The following is a 20,766-nucleotide window of genomic DNA, read 5'->3' on the forward strand; positions in this document are numbered from 1 at the left end:
ATGCCCGAACACGATCCATCCGACCGCGATCCATCGACGCCGGCCGACCACGACTCGCCGGTGCAACTGTCTCGCGCCGACTGGCGCGTCATCGTCACGCGCACGGTGCACGAGTACCGCATCAACCAGGCGCACGACATCGGGGCGGCCCTCACGTTCTACGGGCTGCTCACGGTCTTCCCCGCGCTGCTCACCGCGCTCGCGCTGCTCGGCATCTTCGGCAGCGCCGAGGCGGTGGTGGCCGATGCGCTGCAGGTCGTGGAGGAGCTCGGCGGGGCGTCCGTCGTCGATGCCCTCCGCGAGCCGCTCGACCAGCTGCTGGACGCGTCGCACGCCGGCCTCGCATTCGCGACGGGCCTCGTCGCCACGCTCTGGGCGGCATCGGGCTTCGTCGGCGCATTCGGCCGCGGCATGAACCGCATCTACGGGGTCGAGGAGGGCCGTCCGTTCTGGGAGATGCGGCCCGCGATGCTCGCGGTCTCCGCCGTGCTCGTCGTGCTCGGCGCGATCGCCGCGGTCGGGCTCGTGGTGACCGGCCCAGTGGCCGAGGCGGCGGCCCGCGTGCTCGGCCTCGACGAGGGCGTCGCCTTCTGGTGGGACATCGGCAAGGTGCCTGTGCTCGCCGCGATCGGCATCCTCGTGATGGCACTGCTCTACTGGGCGGCGCCGAACGTGCGGCGGCGCCACCTGCGCTGGTTCAGCGTCGGTGCGGTCGGCGCCCTGCTCGCGTGGGTCGTGACGACGACCCTCTTCGCCCTCTACGTCTTCGGAGTCGGCAGCTACGTCCGCGTCTACGGCGTCCTCGGCGGGGTCGTCGCCTTCCTGCTGTGGGTCTGGCTGTCGAACCTCGCGATGCTCTTCGGCGCGGTGCTCGATACCGAGGTCGAACGGGCTCGCCAGCTGCGCGCCGGCATCCCCGCCGAGGAGCAGGTGCGGCTGCCGCTCCGCGACGACCGCGTCATCGCCACGAACCGCGCCCAGCGCCTGCGCGACGTGCGCGCCTCGGAGGGAATGCGCCCGGATGCGGTGGTCGACGGCGTCACCCCGCCGGCGCGGCGACCACCGCACGGCTGACGGCACAGTACCCGCGTAGGGGCGGCGAATCGTCCCCGAGAGGGATGCAGCGCCGGCCGCCGCGTGGTTGAGTACTGGCATCATGGCGCAGATCCATCACCCCGAACATCCCGCGACGGATGCCGCGGCGCAGGTGCCGCCGCCGGCACCGCCGCGCCCGCCCGCCCCACCGGCACCGCCGGCCCCGCCTGCCGCGCCTGCCGCGTCGGCACCGTCGATCCCCGCTGCGCCCGCGCGCCTCGCGCGCATCACGGCCGACGAGCGGCAGTTCCGGGCATGGATGCTCGTGTCGACCTCGCTCGTCGCGATCATCCTCTTCGCGGTGTCGGTGCCGCTCGCGGCCACCATCTACGACGTCAACCTGCTCGCCGCATTCGGCACGAGCCTCGCGCTCGCCGGCGCACTGCCCCTCGCGGTGCGATGGCCCTGGGTCGCCGCGAGCTTCTCCGCGGCCGGGCTGCTCGTCTTCGCGCTGCTCTCCATCGGCTCGGACGTGGCGCCATGGCCTTGGCCGGTCACGTCCATCGTCAGCCAGGGCGTGCTGCTCATCGTGCTCGGCCTCATGTGGGAATGGCGGCTGGGGCTCATCGCGTGGGGCATGGGAGTCGTGGTGACCTTCCCGTTCGCGTTCGTCGACGCCGGCGCGGCCGCCAACATGATCACGGGCGCGGCCGTCACTGCGCTCGCCTGCGCCATCTCCGTGCTGCTCGCGCAGCGCCGTGTGATCGGCGTCGAGCTCTTCCGCGAACGCGCCCACTCCGCGTCCGAGCAGCAGCGACGCGTGCTCGTGGAGGAGCGCAACCGCATCGCCCGCGAGCTGCACGATGTCGTCGCCCACGGACTGTCGATCATCCACGTGCAGGCCACGAGCGCGCCGTACCGGGTCGAGGGGCTCAGCGACGACGCCAAGACGGAGTTCGCCGAGATCGCGGTATCCGCCCGCTCGGCGATGACCGAGATGCGGCAGCTGCTCGGCGTGCTCCGCAGTGCCGACACCGCGGCGGAGACCGCGCCGCAGCCCGGACTCGCCCAGCTGCCCGAGCTCGCGGCATCCGTCGAGCGCGCCGGCGTGCCGGTGACGCTCACCGTCGCCGAATCGCTTCCCGACGGCGGGCTCGCCGCGACCGCGGCGTACCGCATCGTGCAGGAGGCGCTCAGCAACGTCGTGCGGCACGCCCCCGGCGCACCCACTTTCGTCTCGGTCGAGGTGCTCGCCGACGACCTCGTCGTCTGCATCGACAACGAGGCCGCGACGGATGCCCCGGCGCCCGACGCGAAGGGCGGTGGCCACGGGCTCGTGGGCATCGGCGAGCGCGCGGCACTGCTCGGCGGGCGCGCCGAGTTCAGCGAGCGGCCCGATGGCGGATACCGTGTTCTCGCGACCCTTCCGATCGGGTCGGACGGAGGCACGGTGTGACGATCTCGGTGCTCATCGCCGACGACCAGGCGATGGTGCGAGCCGGTTTCGCGGCGGTGCTCGCCGCCCAGACCGGCATCGAGGTCGTCGGGCAGGCGGCCGACGGCGACGAAGCCGTCGCCATGGCGCACGAACTGCGACCCGACGTGGTCGTGATGGACGTGCGCATGCCCGGCCGCAACGGCCTCGAGGCGACTCGCGCCCTGCAGACGCCGCCGAGGTCGAGCGACTACGTGCCGCGCGTGCTCATGCTGACGACGTTCGACATCGACGACTACGTCTACGAGGCGCTGCGAGCCGGGGCGAGCGGGTTCCTCCTGAAGGACGCGACGCCCGAGGAACTCGTCGCCGCCGTGCGCATCGTCGCATCCGGCGACGCCCTGCTCGCACCGAGCGTGACCCGGCGCCTCATCGAGGATTTCGCCCGATCGGCGCCGCCGCCGCGCATCGACAGCTCGCGCTTGTCGGAGCTCACCGAACGCGAGCGCGAAGTGCTCACGCTCGTCGGCCGCGGGTTCTCGAACACCGAGATCGCCGCAGCCCTCTTCATCGCCGAGCAGACGGTGAAGACGCACGTGTCGAAGATCCTCTCGAAGCTCGGCCTCCGCGACCGCGTGCACGCCGTCGTACTGGCGTATGACACCGGGCTCGTGCAGCCCGGTTCCTGACCGTACGCCCGTATGAGCCGGAACGGCTCCGCAGGGTGATGATCACCGCGGCATCGCGTCCATAGCCTGCCTGCGTGGGCGGAGATGCCGCCCGGATGGAGGCGGTCATGACCGACGTACTCGCACCAGCGACCGGGGCGGAAGGCCCGACCGGTGTCGGTCGAGTCGATCCGGCGGCGCGCGCCGCAGCATCCGCTCGTCGTTCGCCGACCGCCCAGCGCGACTCGAGCGTCGATGCGATCCGGGTGGTCCTGCTCGTGGTCGTCTTCGCCCTGCACGCGATGATGGTCGGCGTGAGCGTCGGGCCGGACGGCCCGGTGCTCGAGAACGCGCTCGAGGGCCAGGGATGGTTCGCCGCGGTGAGCTGGGTCGTGCAGATCATGCCGCTGTTCTTCATCGCCGGCGGGTTCTCGAGCTTCCTCCACTGGCGTTCGATGCGAGCGCGCGGAGCGAGCGGCGCCGACTACGTGCGGGCACGGCTCGAGCGGCTCGTGCGGCCGGCCGTCGTGCTCGTCGCCGTCGTGGCCGCCGCACTCGTGGCGCTCTCGCTCGCCGGCCTCGCGCCCGAGCTCGTGGCGACGGCGGGTTTCCGCATCGGCCAGCCGCTGTGGTTCCTCGGCGTCTACATCGCGACCTCGGCGCTCGTGCCGGTCATGGTGCGCGCGCACGAGCGGGCGCGAGTGCTGACCCCGCTCGCCCTGCTCGCCGGTGTCGTCGCGGTCGACGTACTCCGGCTCTCGACGGGACTCGAGGGCATCGGCTTCCTGAACCTCCTCCTCGTGTGGCTGCTCGTGCAGCAACTCGGCTTCCATCTCGCCGACGGCTCGCTCGACCGCCTCTCCCCCGCCGCCCTCTGGTCGATCGCCGCCGGTGCACTCGCGCTGCTCGCCGTGATCACGCTCGCCGGGCCGTACTCGGCCGACATGTACGAGAACCTCAACCCGCCGAACGTCTGCCTCGTGGTGCTCGGCGTCGCCCAGCTCGCGCTCTTCCAGCTGGCACGCCCGCACATCAGGGCGTGGGTCGAGCGAGCGGATGCCTCGCGGCTCGTCTCGGCCGTCGGCGAGCGCGCGATGACGGTCTACCTCTGGCACATGCCAGTGCTCGTCGGGCTCGCCGGCGCCCTGCTCGTCGCGAACGCCGCCGGGTTCGGTGCTGCACTGCCCGAGCCGATGACCGCCGCGTGGTGGACGACGCGTCCGCTGTGGCTGGGCGTGGCCGGCGTCGCCGTCGCCGGTGTGACGATCGTGTTCGCGCGATTCGAGCGGGCACGTCGCGCGCCGCGGGCCTCGGCTGCGCCGACCGGTCGTGCCGCGGCGTTCGATGCCGTCTGCGGGGTGGCCGGCGTCGCCGTCGTGCTCGTCACCGGGTTCGGCCCGGTGCAGGCGGTCATCTCGCTCGCCCTGCTGACGGTCGCGCTCCGCGGCAGCGCGACCGTGCGAGCGTCGCTGGCGCGAGCGTACGCCGAGACCGTGGTCACGCCGGCTCAGCGCAGGTCGCGGCGCAACGGGATCGCGATGGCGAGCCAGGCCGCCAACGCCGCGTAGCCGAGCAGCACGAGGGCGCCCACGAGCGGAGTGGTCGTCGACGCGGCAGCGATCGGCAGCTGCTCGGCGATCGCGTCGCTGAGGAACGTGAAGTCCGTCAGCGCCGCGGTCGCCCCGCCGGGCAGGAACGGGTGGATCACATTGACCCCGGGGACGATCATGAGCACGTGCTCGAGGAAGTAGAAGTAGCCGAGCACGATGCCGACCGCGAGCAGCTGGTTGCGGGCGAGCGCTCCGATGGCGACGCCGAGCACCATGTAGACGGCTGCCGCCAGGGCGAGTCTCGCGAGGAGCGCCGCGAGGTCGCCGAGCGGCACCCCGAGTTCGCTCCCCCGTGCCGCAGCTCCGGCCACGACCGCGAGTCCGGCGAAGAGCGAGGAGACGAGTCCGTACACGGCGCCGAGGGCACCGAACACGACGAGCTTCGCCGCGAGCACCCGCCCGCGCTTCGGCACCGTGAGGAACGTCGTGCCGATCGTGCGGTGGCGATACTCGCCCGTGACGGCGATCGTGCCGATGAGCGCAGGCACGAAGAGCAGCAGGCCGCTCATGCCGACGACGATGCCGACTCCCTCCGGCGTGTCGAGTCCGGGCAGCGGCGGCGTCGCGTTCTCGGGACCGATGAGGGCGAGGAGTCCCGTCAGGCCACCGCCGCAGAGCGCGGCGCTGACGAGGGTCCAGAGCGGGAGCCGGGTGGCGAGGAGTTTCGTGAACTCCCCGCGGAGCAGTCGGATCATGCGCGGATCCCTTCGGTGTCGGAGATGACGGAGGCGGTTGCGGCGGAGGTGAGGTCGAGGAATGCGGCTTCGAGACTCGTGCCGCGCTCGGTGAACTCGGCGAGAGGCCCCGTCCAGGTGGTGCGCCCGCGGTCGATCAGCACGAGGTCGTCGATGCCGTGCTGCAGCTCGGTGAGCACGTGGCTCGAGAGGAGCACCGTGCCGCCGTTCGCCGCGAATCCGCGAAGGAAGGTGCGCAGCCACACGATGCCGGCCGGATCGAGTCCGTTCGAGGGCTCGTCGAGCACCAGCACGCGCGGGTCGCCGAGCAAGGCGGTCGCGAGCGCGAGCCGCTGCCGCATGCCGGTGGAGTAGGAACCGACGCGGCGATCGAGGTACTCCGAGATGCCGGTGAGCTCGGCGACCTGTTCGACGCGTTCGACATGGTGGGCGCCGAGTGCGCAGTAGCTGCGCAGGTGACCGCGAGCGGTCATCGCCGGGTGGGCGCCGGCGAGATCGAGCACTGCGCCGACGGTGCCCGTCGGGTCGGCGAGATCGCGGTACCGGCGACCGCCGACGAGCGCCGTGCCCGCGTCGGGACGGGTGAGGCCCAGCAGCATCCGCATGGTGGTCGACTTGCCGGCGCCGTTCGGGCCGAGCAGGCCGGTGACCCGGCCGGGCGCGGCCACGAAACTCACGTCGCGTACGGCCTCGACGGAGCCGAGGCGTTTGGCGAGGCCGGAGACCTCGATCTGGGCGGTGATCATGGAGCGGATCCCTTCGGTGGCATACTCGAACGAGAGCAATGAGAATGTTCTCACCGTGAGAATAATCATCCGGAGGACCGATGCGCAAGCCGTCGCCCATCGCCGACGTCGTCATGCACCCCGTACGTCTGCGCATCATCCAGCAGGTGGGCACGCGCGAAGTCACCACGGCGAGCCTGCGAAGCGCCCTGCCCGACGTCGCACAGGCCACGCTCTACCGGCACATCGCCGCACTCGTCGATGCCGACGTGCTCACCGTCGTCGAGGAACGACGGGTGCGCGGCGCGGTCGAGCGCACCTTCGCGCTCGGTGAGCGCATGGCTCACGTCGATCACGACGAGTTGCTCGAGATGGGCACTCGAGAGCTGCAGCAGGCGTTCCTCGCGTTCCTCGCCCACCTCGGCGAGAGCTTCGATCGGGCGAGCGCCGCCGACGACCCCGGCTTCCGCGACTTCCTCGGATTCGGCGCGACGACCCTGCACGTGACGACCGACGACCTCGCCGCGATCCAGGCAGGACTCGGCGAACTGCTCACCCCGTATCTGACCGCCGAAGGCGGCGAGCGCCGCACGGTGACGCTCGCGACGGCGCTCATCCCGACCGACGGCGCCGCTCCTCGAGGCTGAGCCGCTCGACGTACACCGCGACTCGTCGCCGCCCCGCGTCAGCCGACGGCGACGACCCCGGCGAGCGCGACGCCGGTCACGATGAGCGTCGACGCCCCCGCGAGCGCGAACGGCCGCACGCCGACCCGCCGGAACATGCTGAACCGCACACCCGTGCCGAGCGCGAACATCGCCGCCGCGAGCAGCACCGTCTGCGCGACACCTGCGCCGGCGACGACGACGTCGGGCACCCAGCCGAGCGAGCGCACCGCGACCATCGCGATGAACCCCACGACGAACAGCGGGATGATCGGCGGCCGCTTGCCGGAGCTCGCGCCCGGGGTCGCTGCGAGCGAGCGGCGACGCTGGACGCTGATCACCGCGAGCACGGGCGCGAGCATGAGCACGCGGGCGAGCTTCACCACCACGGCCACCGCGAGTCCGGTGCCGCCGAGGGCACCGCCCACGGCGACGACCTGTGCGACTTCGTGGATCGAGCCGCCCGCCCACATGCCCGCCTGCTGTGCACTGAGGCCGAGGAGCGAGGCGGCGAGTGGGATGAGCGGGATCATGAGCGTGCCGAAGACGACGACGAGGGCGACCGCGGTCACGACCTCCTCCTCCTCGGCCTCGACCACGCCGTCGACGGCAGCGACCGCTGCGGCGCCGCAGATCGAGAAGCCGCACGCGATGAGCAGGCGCTGCGTCGCCGAGATGCCGAGCAGGCGTCCGATCAGGAGCGTCGAGGCGATGCCGATCACGACGATCGCCACGACGACCACGATCACCCCCGCGCCGAGGTCGAGGATGTCGCCGAGCACGAGCTGCAGGCCGAGCAGCACGACGCCGAGCCGAAGCAGCGGCTTCGCGGCGAACGCGAGTCCGGCCTCGAACCGCGGCGACAGCGGCACGGTGTTGCGCAGCAGCACGCCGAGCACGATCGCGATGAGCAGCGCGCTCATGCCCGGCAGGAGGAACGCTGCGGTCATCGAGGCCGCGACCCCGGCTGCGGCGAGCCCGAGGCCGGGGGCGAGGTCGGCGAGGCGCGTGCGGAGCCTCGCCGCCCGCCTGCGCGGAGGCTCCGGTGCGCGGGGCGATGCGGGGGTCGGTGCGGTGCGGGTCATGATTCAACGATCGCGATCGGATGCCGCGGGCAGTAGTCGCCCGTTCAGCATCGAGGCATATCATGCTGATATGCCCACACGCTGGCCGGACCTCGCAGTGCTCGAGTTGCTGGTCGCGGTCGGCCGGCACGGCAGCCTCGGCGGCGCCGCCCGCTCCGTCGACATGGCCCAGCCGAATGCGAGCCGGGCGATCACCGGGCTCGAGCGCTCGCTCGGCCTCACGCTCATCGAGCGCCACGCCCGGGGCTCGCGACTCACCGCCGACGGCGAGGCGATCGCCGAGCTCGCGGCGCGGCTCCTCGCCGGCGCCGACGACCTGCTCGCGGCCGCGCGGGCGCGACGGGAGCACCACGAGGCGAGGCTCGACCTCGCGGCGAGCCTCACGGTCGCGGAGTACCTGCTGCCCGCCTGGATCACCGGCCTTCGGAGCAGCCGCCCCGAGCTCGACGTGCGCATGCGGGTGGAGAACTCCTCGCGGGTGTTCGAACTGCTCGAGGCGCGCGAGATCGAGCTCGGCTTCGTCGAGTCGCCGGCCGTGCGGCGCGGCCTGCACAGCCGCACGGTCGCGACCGACCGGCTCGTGGTGGTGGCGTCGCCGACGCATCCGTGGGCGCGCCGATTGCACGTCACGCTCGACGAGCTCGCCGCCACCCCGCTCGTGACGCGCGAGGCGGGCTCGGGTACGCGGTCGACCCTCGCCGACGCGCTCGACGGCCGAACGCCCGCCGAGCCGGCGATGGTCGTGGCCAGCAATGCGGCCGTGCTCATCGCCGCGGCATCCGGAGCCGGTCCCGCCGTGCTCAGTGACCTCGCGACCCGCCCCTGGGTCGCCCGCGGCGAACTCGTCGAGGTCGCCGTCGAGGGGCTCGAACTCGCCCGGCGCCTCCGAGCGGTGTGGCGACGTGGCGACGTGCTCTCGACCCCCGCCGCCACGCTGCTCGGCGAGCTGTCGCGACGCCGTGCGAGCGGGAACCTAGACTGATTCGCGGGGGAACGGCCGGCGACGCGGGAGGGTTCGCGTCCGGCACGGTGCGTCTGACGCGGTTGCGGCAGCGTGCCCGGCGTCCGCTCCGCACCGACCGACGCATGGCACTTGGGGGAATCTGTTGTCCACTTCGATCAACACGCACGACGGCGTCACCGTCTTCCTGACGTCGGCCACCGAAGCCGACGTGCACGCCGACGGCGCGGTCATCGCCGTCCAGGCCGTCGACGGCGACGCACTGCGCGATCGCGTCGTGGCCTTCGTGCAGGAACGCGCGCAGCGCCTCGGGATCCCGGCGACCGCCGCGCTCATCGACGACTCCTCGCACTGGACCCTGACCGTCGAGCCCGACGGCCGCGTCACCGAGGCGCCGACGGGTCTCGTGACCGAGAGCTTCGAACCACGACCGAGCTCGACCGCGCCGATCCCGACGATCGCGGCTGCCGTGTCGGCGCCTGCCGCCGCGGTGGTCGCACCGGTCGCACCGGTGCCTCCCGCCGTACCGGTGGCTCCCGCCGCACCGGTGGCATCGCCGGTGGCGGCCGCCACCGCGACGCCGCCGACCGACACCAGGCCCCACCGCCCCACCGTCGAGGACCTGCTCTCGAGCCGGCCTCGTCAGCGTCCGCTGAAGGCGACCACCGGCTGGCAGGGCCGGGTGCGCCGCATGAGCGGCGGCCTCATCTCGCCGAAGCCGAGCTCGGCCGAGCAGACCCGCCACGACCTGACGAACCGCGTGCAGAAGCGTCTCGACGGCCCCCGCACGATCGTGGTGTTGAACCCGAAGGGCGGTGCGCACAAGACCACGAGCACGCTCCTGCTCGCCGCGACGTTCGGCCGTCTCCGCGGCGGCTCGACCCTCGCATGGGACAACAACGAGACGCGCGGCACGCTCGGCTGGCGCGCGCAGCACACGCCCCACCACCGCACCGCGGTCGACCTGCTCAACGACCTCGAGCGGTTCGAGAACCCGAGCGTCGCGAGCCTCAGCCAGCTCGACGACTACGTGCGCACGCAGGTCGACGCCCGCTTCGACGTGCTGGCCTCCGATGAGGATGCCGCAGCGACATCCACCATCGACGATGCCGCGTTCGACCGGCTGCACCGCACCCTGTCGCGGTACTACCGCCTGCTGATCGTCGACACCGGCAACAACATGCGTGCCTCGAACTGGGTCGCCGCCGTGGCCGCGGCCGACCAGCTCGTCATCGTCTCGACGGTGCGCGAGGACACCGCGGCGAGCGCCGCCTGGCTCCTCGACGGCCTCGCCGAGAAGGGCTTCGGCGACAAGGTCGATCGGGCCGTCACGATCCTGACCTCGCCGTCGGAGAAGCCCGACCGCGAACTCGAGCAGCGCCTGGCCGACCACTTCGGCGCCCTGACCGCGGCGGTCACGACGATCCCCTACGACGCCGCACTCGTCGACGGCGGCACGATCGACTTCGACGCGCTCTCGCCTGAAACGAACGACGCGTGGCTGAACGCCGCCGCGGTGGTCGCCGACCAGCTCTGACGCGCGGCAGCCCCGTCAGTCGGTCGCGCCGACCCACTCGGCCGGCGCCGGGTCCCGATCGAACGAGAGGAAGGTGCTCCGCTCGTCTCCGGGGCGAGTCGGGTCGGAGAGCACTTCGACCCCGCTGAGCAACGGCACGAGGTCGCGCCGGCGCACGAGCCTCGTCACTCGACGCTCGACGCCATCTGCATCGACGAACGCGACCACGACCGTTGCGCCGATGACCGTGCGCTGCCCGACGTCGTTCGTCGCGGTCCGGGGTGCAACACTCCGGATCACGCCTCGGACTCGGTATCCGTCGCGCAGCAGGCGGGTTCGCAGCATCCGCTGTTCGCGAAGGCGCCGGCTGTGCAGCACGGCGAAGACGATGCCGGCGGCGGCCACGACGACCAGCAGGATCGGGACCCAGATGTTCGCGGCATAGGCGACCCACGAGCCCGCATCCCACGTCTCGTCGTGGTGGAACTCGGGGTCGACTCGTGTGCCGACCCGGAGGGGCTCGAGCCACGTCGTGGCATCGACGGTGACGACCGCCGCCACGACGAGGGCGATCGCCGGGGGGAGGATGAACGGCACCGGCTCACCGCCGCGGTACCCGTCGATCAGCCACGACGCGCCGGCCCCCGAGGCCAGGAGCCCGAACGTGCCCATGATCCAGAGGTACGCCGGGGTCGCGACGCCCCAGAACACCGGACCGCCGTCGCGGTCGTCGAAGACGCTGTCGATGATCGAATGCCGGATGTCCTCAGCGGTGGCGCCGATCATGATGCCGAGCGCGACCGCGCAGACGGCGGTTGCGAGGCATGCCGCGACGGCGGCGACCAGTACGATCGGTCGCCCCTCGAGTCGCCGGCGCCGTTCGCGCTTCTTCGCTTCCTGGTTCGCGTCGCTCATCAGCGCCTCTCTTGCGTGCCGTGCAAGGCCCGCTGTCGTGTCGCGCTCAGCGTTCAGACCGGTTCGACGATCATCGGGGCGATGGGGGTGCCCGAGGCTTCGAAGAGCTCTCGCTCGCAGGAGTTGCACTCCCCCTCATCGGGCTGCGGTGAGTCGGTCGGGAGCTGCCAGATGTTCATCCCGCCGCACGGGCAGTCGATGATGTACAGGAATTCCTGCGCCGGTCGGTCCAGCCCCCATGCCTCGACCGAGGCCTCGGTTCGAGGCATGACGCCGACCCAGTAGGCGTCATCACCTCGTCGCAACTCGCCGAGCGCGACATCCGTCGCCCCGAGCGCCTCATCGATGGCGCGAAGGACCACCGGCACGTGCTCACCGCGCTCCAGGTCGGATTCGGCGGTCGCGTCCGCCGCCGCGTGGACGGCGTCGATGGTGCCGGGCTCGACGCCGAAGACGGCCAGCCGGCGTGCCACGAACTGCACGATCTGCCCGGGCTCGCTCTCGCCGGACCAATCGACCACCTCGACGATCCCGTGGCGATGCAGTTCTGCCGCAGGGTCGCTCGTGCCGAGGTCGATGCCGTGCTCTGCCGGTGCCAGGAAGTTGCGGTAGGTCTCCATGGGCCCATTATGCGTTGTGGTGCCCACGCGCCGGCGAGCATCATGCACGAGTCGAGCGTCGAGGCTTCAGTCGAGTCGCTTGCCCATCCGCATCGATGCGGTCTCGTAGCCGAGCGATTCGTAGAGTCCGCGGGCCGCGGCGTTGAACGCGAAGACGTTGAGGCCGATCGAGTGGGCGCCCTGCGCTCGAGCGAACTCCTCGGCGAGACGCATCGCCTCGCGTCCGAGGCCTCGGCCCCGGTGGTCGGGCTCGATCAGCACGTCCCAGATCCACCACGAACCGTCGTCACCGCTCGCGTCGGGTCCGATCCAGAGGTAGCCGACGGCCGCGCCCGCGTCGACGACCTCGAAGACCTCGTGCCCGGGCGACGGCGCCCCGCCAGGGAACGATTCGGTCATCCCCTCCTCGGCATGCCGGCGGGCGGACTCCTCCGACCGGCCCGTCGCGACGAGGTCGCGGGCGTACTCGACGGCACTGCGATCGATCCACTCCGGAAGACGGTCGCGGTCGAGCGGTCGGAGCGAGGCGGTCATGAGCGAAGCCTGACACAGGCTCGGTTCGGCCGCTCGCCAGAAGCGGATGACTCGTCTCGGTGTGACCGCGAGCCTCGAGGCCGGTCCCGGCCGCTCCCGCTCCCGCTCCCGCTCCCGCTCCCGTATCAGGAGCATATGCAATTCGTCATACGCCGTGGCGACAGCCCGCTTGGTGCACTGGATGACGTGCCACATCCACGACCTGAAGGGCGGCCAGCATGACCATCCAACGAACCAGTGACCGATCGATGACGGTGCAGCCGGGCCGACTCCGCCGGCGGAGACTTCTCGCAGCTGCCATCGTCGTCATCACGCTCACCGCACTGCTGATCGGCGCGCTGGCGGGACTCGGAGCCATCGACGCAGACGGACGGCCCGGTGACACTCCGGTCGACGCTCACGGAGGTGCCGACCCCGACCCGGAAACGGGGTTCAGCGTCGATGACGGGTACATCGAGGAAGGCGAGTCCGTGTCACCCTTCGCTGACGAGCTGCCGGCGATCGCCCAGCTGGAACCGGAGTTGCGCACGGCCATGCAGGACGCGGCCCGTGCGGCGATCGCAGACGGCTACGAGTTCGTCGTGACGAACGGGTGGCGCAGCGCCGCCTACCAGCAGTCGCTCTTCGACGCCGCCATCGCCGAGTACGGCAGCGAGGAGGAAGCCAGGAGGTTCGTCGCCGGACCCGAGAGGTCCAAGCACGTCACCGGGGAAGCAGTCGACATCGGACGGACCGACGCGAACAGCTGGCTGAGCCAGCACGGATCCGACTACGGCCTCTGCCAGACCTACGCGAACGAGATGTGGCACTTCGAACTGTCGACCGAACCCGGCGGAGAATGCCCGGCACAGCTGAGTGACGCGAGCGCCGGATGACCGCCCGATCCGATATGCACGTCGACGGCCCCCGTGGCGTCGAGGTGGTCGGGCTCTTGGTGGCCCTCTTCGCCGCTTCCGCCGCGGCGATGGGGCTCGCGATCGCGCTCGGCTGCCTCCTTCTCGCGCCTTCGGCCGGAGTCCTCGGGGGCGTCGCCTCCCGGCTCCTCACGTGAGGATTCGGCTCGAAGCAATCTCGAAACACGGCCCGGCTACACTCGCATCTGGCCTGGACCAGCCCGCCACAAGCGACACGGCCGAATCATCCACGATTTTCGCGGGCACGAACCCGCGGGAGACGAGAGCGCCCTGGGGGGTCACTCGCGAAACTCCCTTCCCCTACTCCCCCAAGGCGCCCGTCACGCCCGTCACGCCCGTTTCCTTTGCTAAGGGAGCGGATTTCCTTTTGCTCACATGTCTCTGATCTCGGGTCGACCGCCCCTTTGCGGGCACCACCCGACTGCCTTCTGAATCAATCCATCCGTGCTTGATCTTGGAGGTTTGCATGCTCGCCATGCGTTTGTATTTCATGTCTTTGTGGGTGCTCGTTGGAGTGTTCTTCGTTCTCGTTGGCAACGAGATCATCGCCGCCGGTCGCTGGGCCGGGTGGGTGATTCTGCCTGTCGGAGGAGCGATGGTTGTCGTCGCCGTTGTCTGGACTGCATACGACCTGTGGAGAGACCGTCAGGACGGAGTCGATGACTAGAGCGCCGCGTGTTTCCCTCGTCGTTTCCGTCCCCAAACCTCTGTCGTGAGCGGTACGGCCACTCCCGCCGAAATCACCAGCCCTATCCAAAGACCAGCCAACGTTTGAAGGCTGGCCGCGGTCTGTTCGACGCGCTCAGATGCAAATTGGTCTTCGACGATGATGCTCCAACTCTGGTAGCCCGAGTCGAACTGGCTCGTTTCTTCAGGTGTCCGAAAGCCGCTCGCGTAGCTTTCAAGCCCACCGACGTCGCCTTGGAGATGGAGCCAATTCGGAGGCAGCACGATATCGACGGTTGAACGATTTGCGCCTCGCTGGCGCACCTCAACGCTCGGAACTTGGATCTCTCGGACCTGCTCATCAATGAGGGGGTACGGGTCTTGAAGCCTGAACTCCGCGAGTACGCCTGGGAGGTCGCGCGCGATTTCGGCCGCCGTAGGGACCTCCGCCGAGGCTGGGACTTGCTTGCACTCCACACCAGCCAGAGATTCAAAATCAGTGCTGGTGGGCGTGTCGTCCCGCCCACTCGTGAGGAGTTTCTCGACTTCGGCGCTGAGTTCGGCGGCGGGGTAGAGCGTGATTTGGTAACGCCAGTCTCGGCCGTCGTTGAACGCCGGAGTCGACACAAGCGAATGGTCACGGAAGCGCTGCATCCCTGCCAGGGAGGCGCCTGACATCGAGCTCTTCCCGTCGACCCAGGTAGCACGAGCGGCATAGTTTGGCACACACGCCCAGTCGGACGCTTCGATGGTCGCGTAGATCGTGATGGCCGTAAACCCGTGCAACTCGTCCATGGACTGTGTGACGCGAGCTTCGAACCTTGAGCCAGTTCGCCAGTTCGCCTGGCGAAGCAACTCGGTTTCAGACGTCGCCGACTCCGGCGGTGCCTCGAGCTCGACTCGGAACGATGGAGCTGGGTGCGTTTCCAGATCTGGTTCGCCGGGCATCGATTCAAAGAAACTCAGCAAGGTGAACCCGCTGAGCGCGATTGCGACAAAGACGAGACCCCATCGCATTCGTTCGCCTGAGAACTGCAACTGCTTGAAGACGCTTTTGCGCGTCGCGCCCCGTCGTGTCAGGTTCACCCATGCCCCCGGTCAATTTGCGCCACTGTCGCGATGCCCCCACCGCAACCAGCCAATTTGCATGACCGGCAGCTAAAACTGTACGTCCGTACTAAATAGAGGCGAGTCACCACCCGCACCGTGTCGCGCTCCCGATACCCTTCGTACGTGCCTCGCAGCCAGGAACGCTCCCGTGCCTCGGAGGAGGCGGTGCTGGTCGCGGCCGCGCAGGAGTTCGCCGAACGCGGTTATGCCGGCGCAAGCTATGCGGGCGTCGCAGCTCGTGCCGGGGTGGGCAAGAGCCGGGTGCAGTACTACGCGGCGACGAAGGCCGAGCTCGCTGCGTTGGTCGCGCGACGCGCATTCACAGGAGCCGCGCTGGCAGCCGACCACGTCGCCGTCGAGACTCAGGGCATCGAGGCAGTTCTGGCCTCTGTTGCACAGGTTGCGCGCGCCACAGAACATGATCCATTCACACGCGCAGCAGGTCGCCTGACCGTCGAGGCGCAGGGTGCCGGGCTGGATCTTCCAACCCCGTACGTCGGCTGGATCGCGCGAATCACCACGCATCTCGATGAAGCAGTGCGCGCCGGCGAGCTCCCCGCCTCCATCGACACACCTGCGGAGGCGCGCCGCCTCGTTGCGGCGTTCACCGGTGTCAAGAGCGTGCTCGCAGTGCTCGAACCCCCTGGCGTGTCACTCGCCGAGGAGGCGGGCCTGGTCATTGCGAGGTTGCTTGATGCGCTGAGGGCGACGGGGCGAGGAACGGACCGTCAGTAGCGGGCTTCCGCATGCGCACGCACGCACTCCAGCCGCCTCGCAACCACAAACCGCAAGGCGACGCTCAGCCAGGTCAGTCTCCCAGCGGGGGCCATTACGGAGCGGTCACGCTTCCCGGACAGACCGAATGTGTAGGCAACGCCGAGTCCGCACCTTCCTCTGCGCAGCGGTGCGCCTCCGCTCTGCCACGACTCCGCTCAGCGACGATATCGAGGTGACCCAGACCTCCGCCCCAAAGCCCGCCGTCGCGCACTGGGTCCCCGCCCGCGAAGATTCGGCGGCAAGGATATCCGACGTCATCGCTCTTGCGAAGAAGCATCGGCAGACGCTCGGCTTCCTTCCTGACGCAGCGTTTCAGTCGGCTGCTGAGGCCGGCAACCTCGTTCTTGCGCATCGAGATGGCGCACTTGTCGGCTACGCCTTGTACCGAGTAACCAGGTCGACCATCAAGTTGACGCATGTCTGTGTGGACACGATGGCACGCGGGCAGAATCTTGGGCAGGCACTCATCCTGCATGTCATAGGCGCTCACCCAGAAGCCCAGGCAATCTCAGCGCGGTGCCGCCGAGATTACAACCTGAACTCGTTCTGGGAAGCAGCAGGACTGACACCATCTTCGGAGATCGCCGGCCGGAACGCGAAGGGCCTGCCTCTTACGCTGTGGCGTCGGGATCTTGGGGAGCCAGACCTGTTGTCGGCTGGAGTGCTTGAGTCTGACCTCCCCCTCGCGGTGCTCGACTCAAACGTCGTGATCGACTTGAACGCGTCTGCAGAGATAGAACGCCCGTTCCGGCTGGAATCGCAGGCGCTGATGGCTGACTGGCTCGCTGATGAGGTCACGTTCGCGGTGTCGAAGCAACTCGATCATGAACTGAACGAGAACAACAACGACGGCGAACGGGTGCGTCAGGTCGCCGGGTCACAGGACCTCGTAAGACTGCCGACGACGAGACCCTATGACACCACGCTGGAAGACACGCTGCTTGCGGACTTCGGTGCAGCCGCTCACGTTCGTGATCGAAGCTTGAGTAAGGACGTCAAACACCTCGCGGACGCGATCCGCGCAGGAGCTCGCTACTTCGTCACGAATGATGCGGGCGTGATTGGCGCTGGCTCGTGGCTGCGCGAACGCTACAGTCTCACGACAGTCAGCCCCCACGAGTTGATCAGTGATGTGTTGGACGAGTCGGGTGCGTATCAGCCGTACGCCGCGGGAGTTTTCGAGAGCATTGACTTGCACTGGTTGGCGGCACGGGAGTTCACGGGAGCCGATCTGGAGCGCGCGTTCATGAACTTCGGCGAGCACGAGCAAGGAGCAGCCTTCCGTGCGCAGCTGCGGACCGCCCTCGCCCATGACGCAGCCCGCCTACTTGTGGACCATAAGGGCGCGTTGCTCGCGCTGGTGACGATGGAGCCCGATACGGAGACCCTCCGGGTGCCGATGCTGCGTGTGGCTGGTGGTCAGTATTCCAGCTCGATTGCTTTGCAGCTTGCCCGCCAGCTTCGCATCGATGCACTTCGCGGTGGCCACGCTGCCGTCGTAGTCACGGATGAGCGGCTGCCTCGACGATTGCTCGGCGCCCTTCGGGAGGACGGATTCACACGACGACCTGACGGTCAGCTGTTTTCGACACCGGTGGATAGGCACGTCAGTCTCAGCGACGGACAGGACCTCAGCCGCGTCCTTGACGGCATTGCAGCTACCCCAGAGGCGATCAGTCCGGCGCTCTCACGCGATCTGGAGTGGCAGTTCTGGCCGCTAAAAGTCTGGGACGAGACGCCGTGCTATGTGGTGCCGATCAAGCCGAACTTCTCCATGAGTTTGTTCGGATACCCGTTGAACCTCCTGCCACAACGACGAGCGCTTGGGCTGTCACGTCGTCACGTGTACTTCCGGAGCGGACACAACAATCCGTTCCGCGAGCTTCCAGCGCGGGTGCTTTGGTACGCATCGACACACCAGGACGCCAACGTGCAAGAGTTCTTCGCACTCTCACTGGGCGTTGGAGCCCACGTGCTTCCTGCTGAAGAGGCACACGAGCGATTCAATGCACTGGGCGTGTACCGTCGGAAGGATGTACTGGCGGCAGCCAGTAAAGACGGCAACGTAACTGTGCTCGTGATGGAGGACACCGAAATCCTGACGAAACCGATCAGCCTCGACGAGTTCCGTTCTCGAGCGGCAACGTATGGGGTCACTGCCGAGTTCCAAGCGCCGCGGAGAATCCCGCCCAGCCTGTTCCGAGAACTGATGCACGAGTTCAACGCGTCCGGTCGTGGTCGATGACAGACTACGTCCTAATTTCGATCCAACCGAGGTTCGCCGACGCGATCTTCCACGGAGCGAAAACGCACGAGTTACGTCGACGGTTTCCGGAGAATCTCACTGGCGCAAAGGCCTATGTGTATTCGTCGACGCCGGCCCGAGCGGTCGTCGGGTCATTCCGGATAGCCACGGTCAACCGGCACCCGCGCTGGTGGCTTGCACGGATGCGACGTCGAGCCACAACGCTTTCCGCTCAAGAGATCAACACCTACCTCGATGGGCAGCACCACGGCACGCTCGTCGAGGTGTCGGAACAGCTTCAATTCCCGCGCCCGGTCCCCCTAGCTCACCTGCGAAACCTAGGCCTCGAGCCCCCGCAGAGCTACCGCTTCCTTTCGCCCGCCCTCAGCCTGGAGCTCGAGGATGCAGCGGGACTCAGGGGCACACTGCACTCAAGCAACGCTTGAGGGGGCACGTCTCAGGCGTGCTGGTACTGCTGTGCTCGGTAGTCGGCGCACCTTACGGCGGGTCCCATGGCGCGACACCGACGCCTTTGCACCCGCGGGCGCGAGAGGAAGCATCCGGGGGGTATGAAGGGGTAACCGCGAGCGAGCGCACCACCGTGAGAACTCGCCTCGGGAACTCTTGCGCTACCGCCCAAGCCTCGAACGCACCTGCGCGATTGAGCCCGCCGAGACCAACCGCTCACGTGCGTTGCGAGCCGAGTTGCCCGATCCGGGGTCAGGCGCAGGCCGGCTGACCTCAGCCCAAACCGCATCGAGGGAGAGGCCGAGGACCTCGGTGATCGCAGCGATGGTGGAGAAGGCGGGCGTCGCAACGCGACCCGTCTCGATCTTCCGCAGCGTCTCGGGTGAGACACCTGCATCGAGCGCGACCTCGAGCATCGAGCGCTCTCCCCGAGCGCGACGCAAGAGGGCACCGAGCCGTTCTCCGCGCTCGAGCTCCGCGAGCGTATGCGGCAACCTGACCATGTTGCCAATTGTAGTACCGGGATACTATTACCGGTATAGTTATTGGCACCACAGAGAGGCGTCCCTTGATCGAGATCCTGAACACCACCGAGCTCGCCCAAGCGCGGGAGACCGGCGCCCTCGTGGCCCACATCCTGCAGACGCTCAAGATCCGCAGCACGGTCGGCACGAACCTCCTCGACATCGACCGGTGGGCCGAGATCATGATCATCGAGGCCGGAGCCCAGTCGTGCTACGTCGACTACGCGCCGTCGTTCGGTCGCGGACCGTTCGGACACTCCATCTGCACAGCCGTCAACGATGCAGTGCTTCACGCATTGCCGTATGACTACACGCTCGCCGACGGCGACCTTCTGACCCTCGACCTCGCCGTCTCCAAGGGCGGAATCGCTGCAGACTCCGCCATCAGCTTCGTCGTGGGCGGATCCAAGCCCCCGGAGAGCATCGCCATGATCAGCGCAACCGAACTCGCGTTGACCGCAGGGATCGCCGCCGCCCGGCCTGGGGCTCGTATCGGCGACCTCTCCCATGCCATCGGCTCGGTCCTCAGTGAAGCGGGATACTCGGTCAACACCGAGTTCGGAGGGCACGGCATCGGGTCGACGATGCACCAGGACCCGCACGTCTCGAACACCGGACGGCCCGGCCGTGGGTACAAACTGCGCCCCGGGCTGCTGCTCGCACTCGAACCGTGGGTCATGTCGGACACCGCCGAGCTCGTTACCGACGCCGACGGGTGGACGCTTCGAAGTGCAACAGGCTGCCGGACAGCGCACAGTGAGCACACGATAGCGATCACCGATGACGGAGCGGAAGTCCTCACCTTGCCGCGTTGAGTTCGACACGGCTCGCTCAATCGGTTGGGTCGACGCGCCCCTCCGGCGTGATGAACCATTCCCCGCGGTGGAAGCCTGAAGACCAGGTCTCGGTGACCTTGACGCGGGTCCCGCTGTCTTCCGATGTAGCGTCGCCGACCTCGCACTCGAGCGTCTTGTCACGTTCACCGATCAGGGTCTCCGCGGCCGCGCGGGCGTCATCAGCAACGAGACGCTGCTCAACCGACCACACCCGAATCCAGAACAGATCCCGCGAAGCTTCCTCAGCGCTCTGATCGCCGTGTTGCGTCGACTGCACTGGCGGCTCCTGCCTGTCGTCGCGGCCACAAGTTGACCGCAGAACTGATGAACAACGTAGCGAGCACCACCGAACTGATCAGCGCCCACCAGAACCCGTCCGTCACATCACGGAGCCGACCGTTGACGACGAAGACGCCGACCGAGAACAGGTTCACCGCGAGCGAGACGCCGTGCAGGACGGCGAACACGGCACTCGCAGGAAACCGGTTCGTCATCCGCCACCACGGCCGCGGGCTAAACGTCGCACGCCACCATGGCCGCGGTGGGGCGAGCTGTTCGACAGGGGTGCGTAGGCAGTGGGCAACCACCTCACACCAGGCGAGGCACAACTTGTCGGCGCCCACAGTAGTGACGGCTCACGAGGGAAGGTCGGTTGGATCGGCGTAGCAGGATTCCCGCATCCGATACGAGGCCGACACGGGTACAACAGGCCCTCGTCAGACCGCGCATAGCTATGGCATGTCAGGACTAGATGCGGTGCTT

General features: G+C 68.7%; 23 protein-coding genes. 13 read left to right on the forward strand and 10 right to left on the reverse strand.

The window, feature by feature from the left end; genetic code table 11:
* From ASE14_RS09480 to ASE14_RS09495, 4 genes are all read left to right on the forward strand, one after another.
* A complete protein-coding gene (locus ASE14_RS09480) occupies positions 1-1,074 on the forward strand; it encodes a YihY/virulence factor BrkB family protein (protein ID WP_056653962.1) in 1,074 nt (357 codons plus the stop codon).
* A gap of 82 nt (positions 1,075-1,156) precedes the next feature.
* Complete coding sequence (locus ASE14_RS09485) at positions 1,157-2,491, forward strand: sensor histidine kinase (protein ID WP_056653965.1); 1,335 nt, start codon at positions 1,157-1,159, stop codon at positions 2,489-2,491.
* Positions 2,488-3,159, forward strand: a complete 672-nt coding sequence (locus ASE14_RS09490) for a response regulator transcription factor (RefSeq protein ID WP_056653968.1) — start codon at positions 2,488-2,490, stop codon at positions 3,157-3,159. Before ASE14_RS09485 ends, ASE14_RS09490 begins: the two co-directional genes overlap by 4 nt.
* Before the next feature lie 107 nt (positions 3,160-3,266).
* Entirely contained in the window at positions 3,267-4,706 is a 1,440-nt protein-coding gene (locus tag ASE14_RS09495; protein WP_162257722.1) for an acyltransferase, read from the forward strand.
* Here ASE14_RS09495 and ASE14_RS09500 read toward each other — a convergent pair.
* Positions 4,646-5,443, reverse strand: a complete 798-nt coding sequence (locus tag ASE14_RS09500; protein ID WP_056653974.1) for an ABC transporter permease — start codon at positions 5,441-5,443, stop codon at positions 4,646-4,648. The two genes, ASE14_RS09495 and ASE14_RS09500, sit on opposite strands and share 61 nt — an antisense overlap.
* Entirely contained in the window at positions 5,440-6,189 is a 750-nt protein-coding gene (locus ASE14_RS09505; protein ID WP_056656088.1) for an ABC transporter ATP-binding protein, read from the reverse strand. Before ASE14_RS09505 ends, ASE14_RS09500 begins: the two co-directional genes overlap by 4 nt.
* 80 nt (positions 6,190-6,269) lie before the next feature.
* On the opposite strand from ASE14_RS09505, the gene ASE14_RS09510 reads away from it, so the two are divergent.
* The gene (locus ASE14_RS09510; protein WP_056653977.1) at positions 6,270-6,815 is read left to right on the forward strand and encodes a helix-turn-helix domain-containing protein; all 546 of its coding nucleotides are present in this window, start codon (positions 6,270-6,272) and stop codon (positions 6,813-6,815) included.
* Positions 6,816-6,853: 38 nt separating this feature from the next.
* Here ASE14_RS09510 and ASE14_RS09515 read toward each other — a convergent pair whose 3' ends face one another.
* The gene (locus ASE14_RS09515) at positions 6,854-7,918 is read right to left on the reverse strand and encodes a YeiH family protein (protein ID WP_082600419.1); all 1,065 of its coding nucleotides are present in this window, start codon (positions 7,916-7,918) and stop codon (positions 6,854-6,856) included.
* Between the two features lie 70 nt (positions 7,919-7,988).
* Here ASE14_RS09515 and ASE14_RS09520 point away from each other — a divergent pair, with 70 nt between their 5' ends.
* Positions 7,989-8,900, forward strand: a complete 912-nt coding sequence (locus ASE14_RS09520; protein ID WP_056653980.1) for a LysR family transcriptional regulator — start codon at positions 7,989-7,991, stop codon at positions 8,898-8,900.
* A 124-nt stretch (positions 8,901-9,024) separates the two neighbouring features.
* A complete protein-coding gene (locus tag ASE14_RS09525; RefSeq protein ID WP_235511160.1) occupies positions 9,025-10,416 on the forward strand; it encodes a chromosome partitioning protein in 1,392 nt (463 codons plus the stop codon).
* Between the two features lie 15 nt (positions 10,417-10,431).
* Here the strand turns inward: ASE14_RS09525 and ASE14_RS09530 are convergent, their stop codons facing one another.
* From ASE14_RS09530 to ASE14_RS09540, 3 genes are all read right to left on the reverse strand, one after another.
* Positions 10,432-11,310, reverse strand: coding sequence for a hypothetical protein (locus ASE14_RS09530; RefSeq protein WP_056653983.1), 879 nt, complete (start codon positions 11,308-11,310; stop codon positions 10,432-10,434).
* 53 nt (positions 11,311-11,363) lie between these two features.
* Positions 11,364-11,930 (reverse strand): hypothetical protein, encoded by a 567-nt coding sequence (locus ASE14_RS09535; RefSeq protein ID WP_056653986.1) that lies wholly within the window; start codon positions 11,928-11,930, stop codon positions 11,364-11,366.
* Positions 11,931-11,996: 66 nt separating this feature from the next.
* On the reverse strand, positions 11,997-12,464 hold the full coding sequence (locus tag ASE14_RS09540; RefSeq protein ID WP_056653989.1) for an N-acetyltransferase: 468 nt from the start codon (positions 12,462-12,464) through the stop codon (positions 11,997-11,999).
* Between the two features lie 218 nt (positions 12,465-12,682).
* Here ASE14_RS09540 and ASE14_RS09545 point away from each other — a divergent pair, with 218 nt between their 5' ends.
* From ASE14_RS09545 to ASE14_RS09550, 3 genes are all read left to right on the forward strand, one after another.
* Complete coding sequence (locus ASE14_RS09545; protein WP_082600422.1) at positions 12,683-13,339, forward strand: M15 family metallopeptidase; 657 nt, start codon at positions 12,683-12,685, stop codon at positions 13,337-13,339.
* Positions 13,336-13,515: a hypothetical protein gene (locus ASE14_RS20505; protein WP_157372913.1), complete on the forward strand. Its 180-nt coding sequence runs from the start codon at positions 13,336-13,338 to the stop codon at positions 13,513-13,515. Before ASE14_RS09545 ends, ASE14_RS20505 begins: the two co-directional genes overlap by 4 nt.
* Before the next feature lie 329 nt (positions 13,516-13,844).
* Positions 13,845-14,045 carry a hypothetical protein gene (locus ASE14_RS09550; protein ID WP_056653995.1) on the forward strand — a complete coding sequence of 67 codons (201 nt, stop codon included), beginning with the start codon at positions 13,845-13,847 and terminating at the stop codon, positions 14,043-14,045.
* Here ASE14_RS09550 and ASE14_RS09555 read toward each other — a convergent pair.
* Positions 14,042-15,130, reverse strand: a complete 1,089-nt coding sequence (locus ASE14_RS09555; protein ID WP_157372914.1) for a hypothetical protein — start codon at positions 15,128-15,130, stop codon at positions 14,042-14,044. The genes ASE14_RS09550 and ASE14_RS09555 overlap by 4 nt on opposite strands.
* A 147-nt stretch (positions 15,131-15,277) precedes the next feature.
* On the opposite strand from ASE14_RS09555, the gene ASE14_RS09560 reads away from it, so the two are divergent.
* The gene (locus tag ASE14_RS09560; protein WP_056654001.1) at positions 15,278-15,889 is read left to right on the forward strand and encodes a TetR/AcrR family transcriptional regulator; all 612 of its coding nucleotides are present in this window, start codon (positions 15,278-15,280) and stop codon (positions 15,887-15,889) included.
* Positions 15,890-16,103: 214 nt separating this feature from the next.
* Positions 16,104-18,176 (forward strand): GNAT family N-acetyltransferase, encoded by a 2,073-nt coding sequence (locus ASE14_RS09565; protein ID WP_157372915.1) that lies wholly within the window; start codon positions 16,104-16,106, stop codon positions 18,174-18,176.
* Between the two features lie 629 nt (positions 18,177-18,805).
* Here ASE14_RS09565 and ASE14_RS09570 read toward each other — a convergent pair.
* On the reverse strand, positions 18,806-19,147 hold the full coding sequence (locus ASE14_RS09570; protein WP_056654006.1) for a helix-turn-helix domain-containing protein: 342 nt from the start codon (positions 19,145-19,147) through the stop codon (positions 18,806-18,808).
* A 65-nt stretch (positions 19,148-19,212) separates the two neighbouring features.
* On the opposite strand from ASE14_RS09570, the gene map reads away from it, so the two are divergent.
* On the forward strand, positions 19,213-19,983 hold the full coding sequence (map, locus tag ASE14_RS09575; RefSeq protein WP_056654011.1) for a type I methionyl aminopeptidase: 771 nt from the start codon (positions 19,213-19,215) through the stop codon (positions 19,981-19,983).
* Positions 19,984-19,999: 16 nt separating this feature from the next.
* Here the strand turns inward: map and ASE14_RS09580 are convergent, their stop codons facing one another.
* On the reverse strand, positions 20,000-20,281 hold the full coding sequence (locus tag ASE14_RS09580; RefSeq protein ID WP_157372916.1) for a hypothetical protein: 282 nt from the start codon (positions 20,279-20,281) through the stop codon (positions 20,000-20,002).
* Positions 20,247-20,471, reverse strand: a complete 225-nt coding sequence (locus tag ASE14_RS20790) for a hypothetical protein (RefSeq protein ID WP_056654017.1) — start codon at positions 20,469-20,471, stop codon at positions 20,247-20,249. The genes ASE14_RS09580 and ASE14_RS20790 overlap by 35 nt, the downstream gene beginning before the upstream one ends.
* Between the last annotated feature and the right edge of the window lie 295 nt (positions 20,472-20,766).

This window comes from Agromyces sp. Root81, from assembly GCF_001429165.1.
Lineage (GTDB): Bacteria > Actinomycetota > Actinomycetes > Actinomycetales > Microbacteriaceae > Agromyces.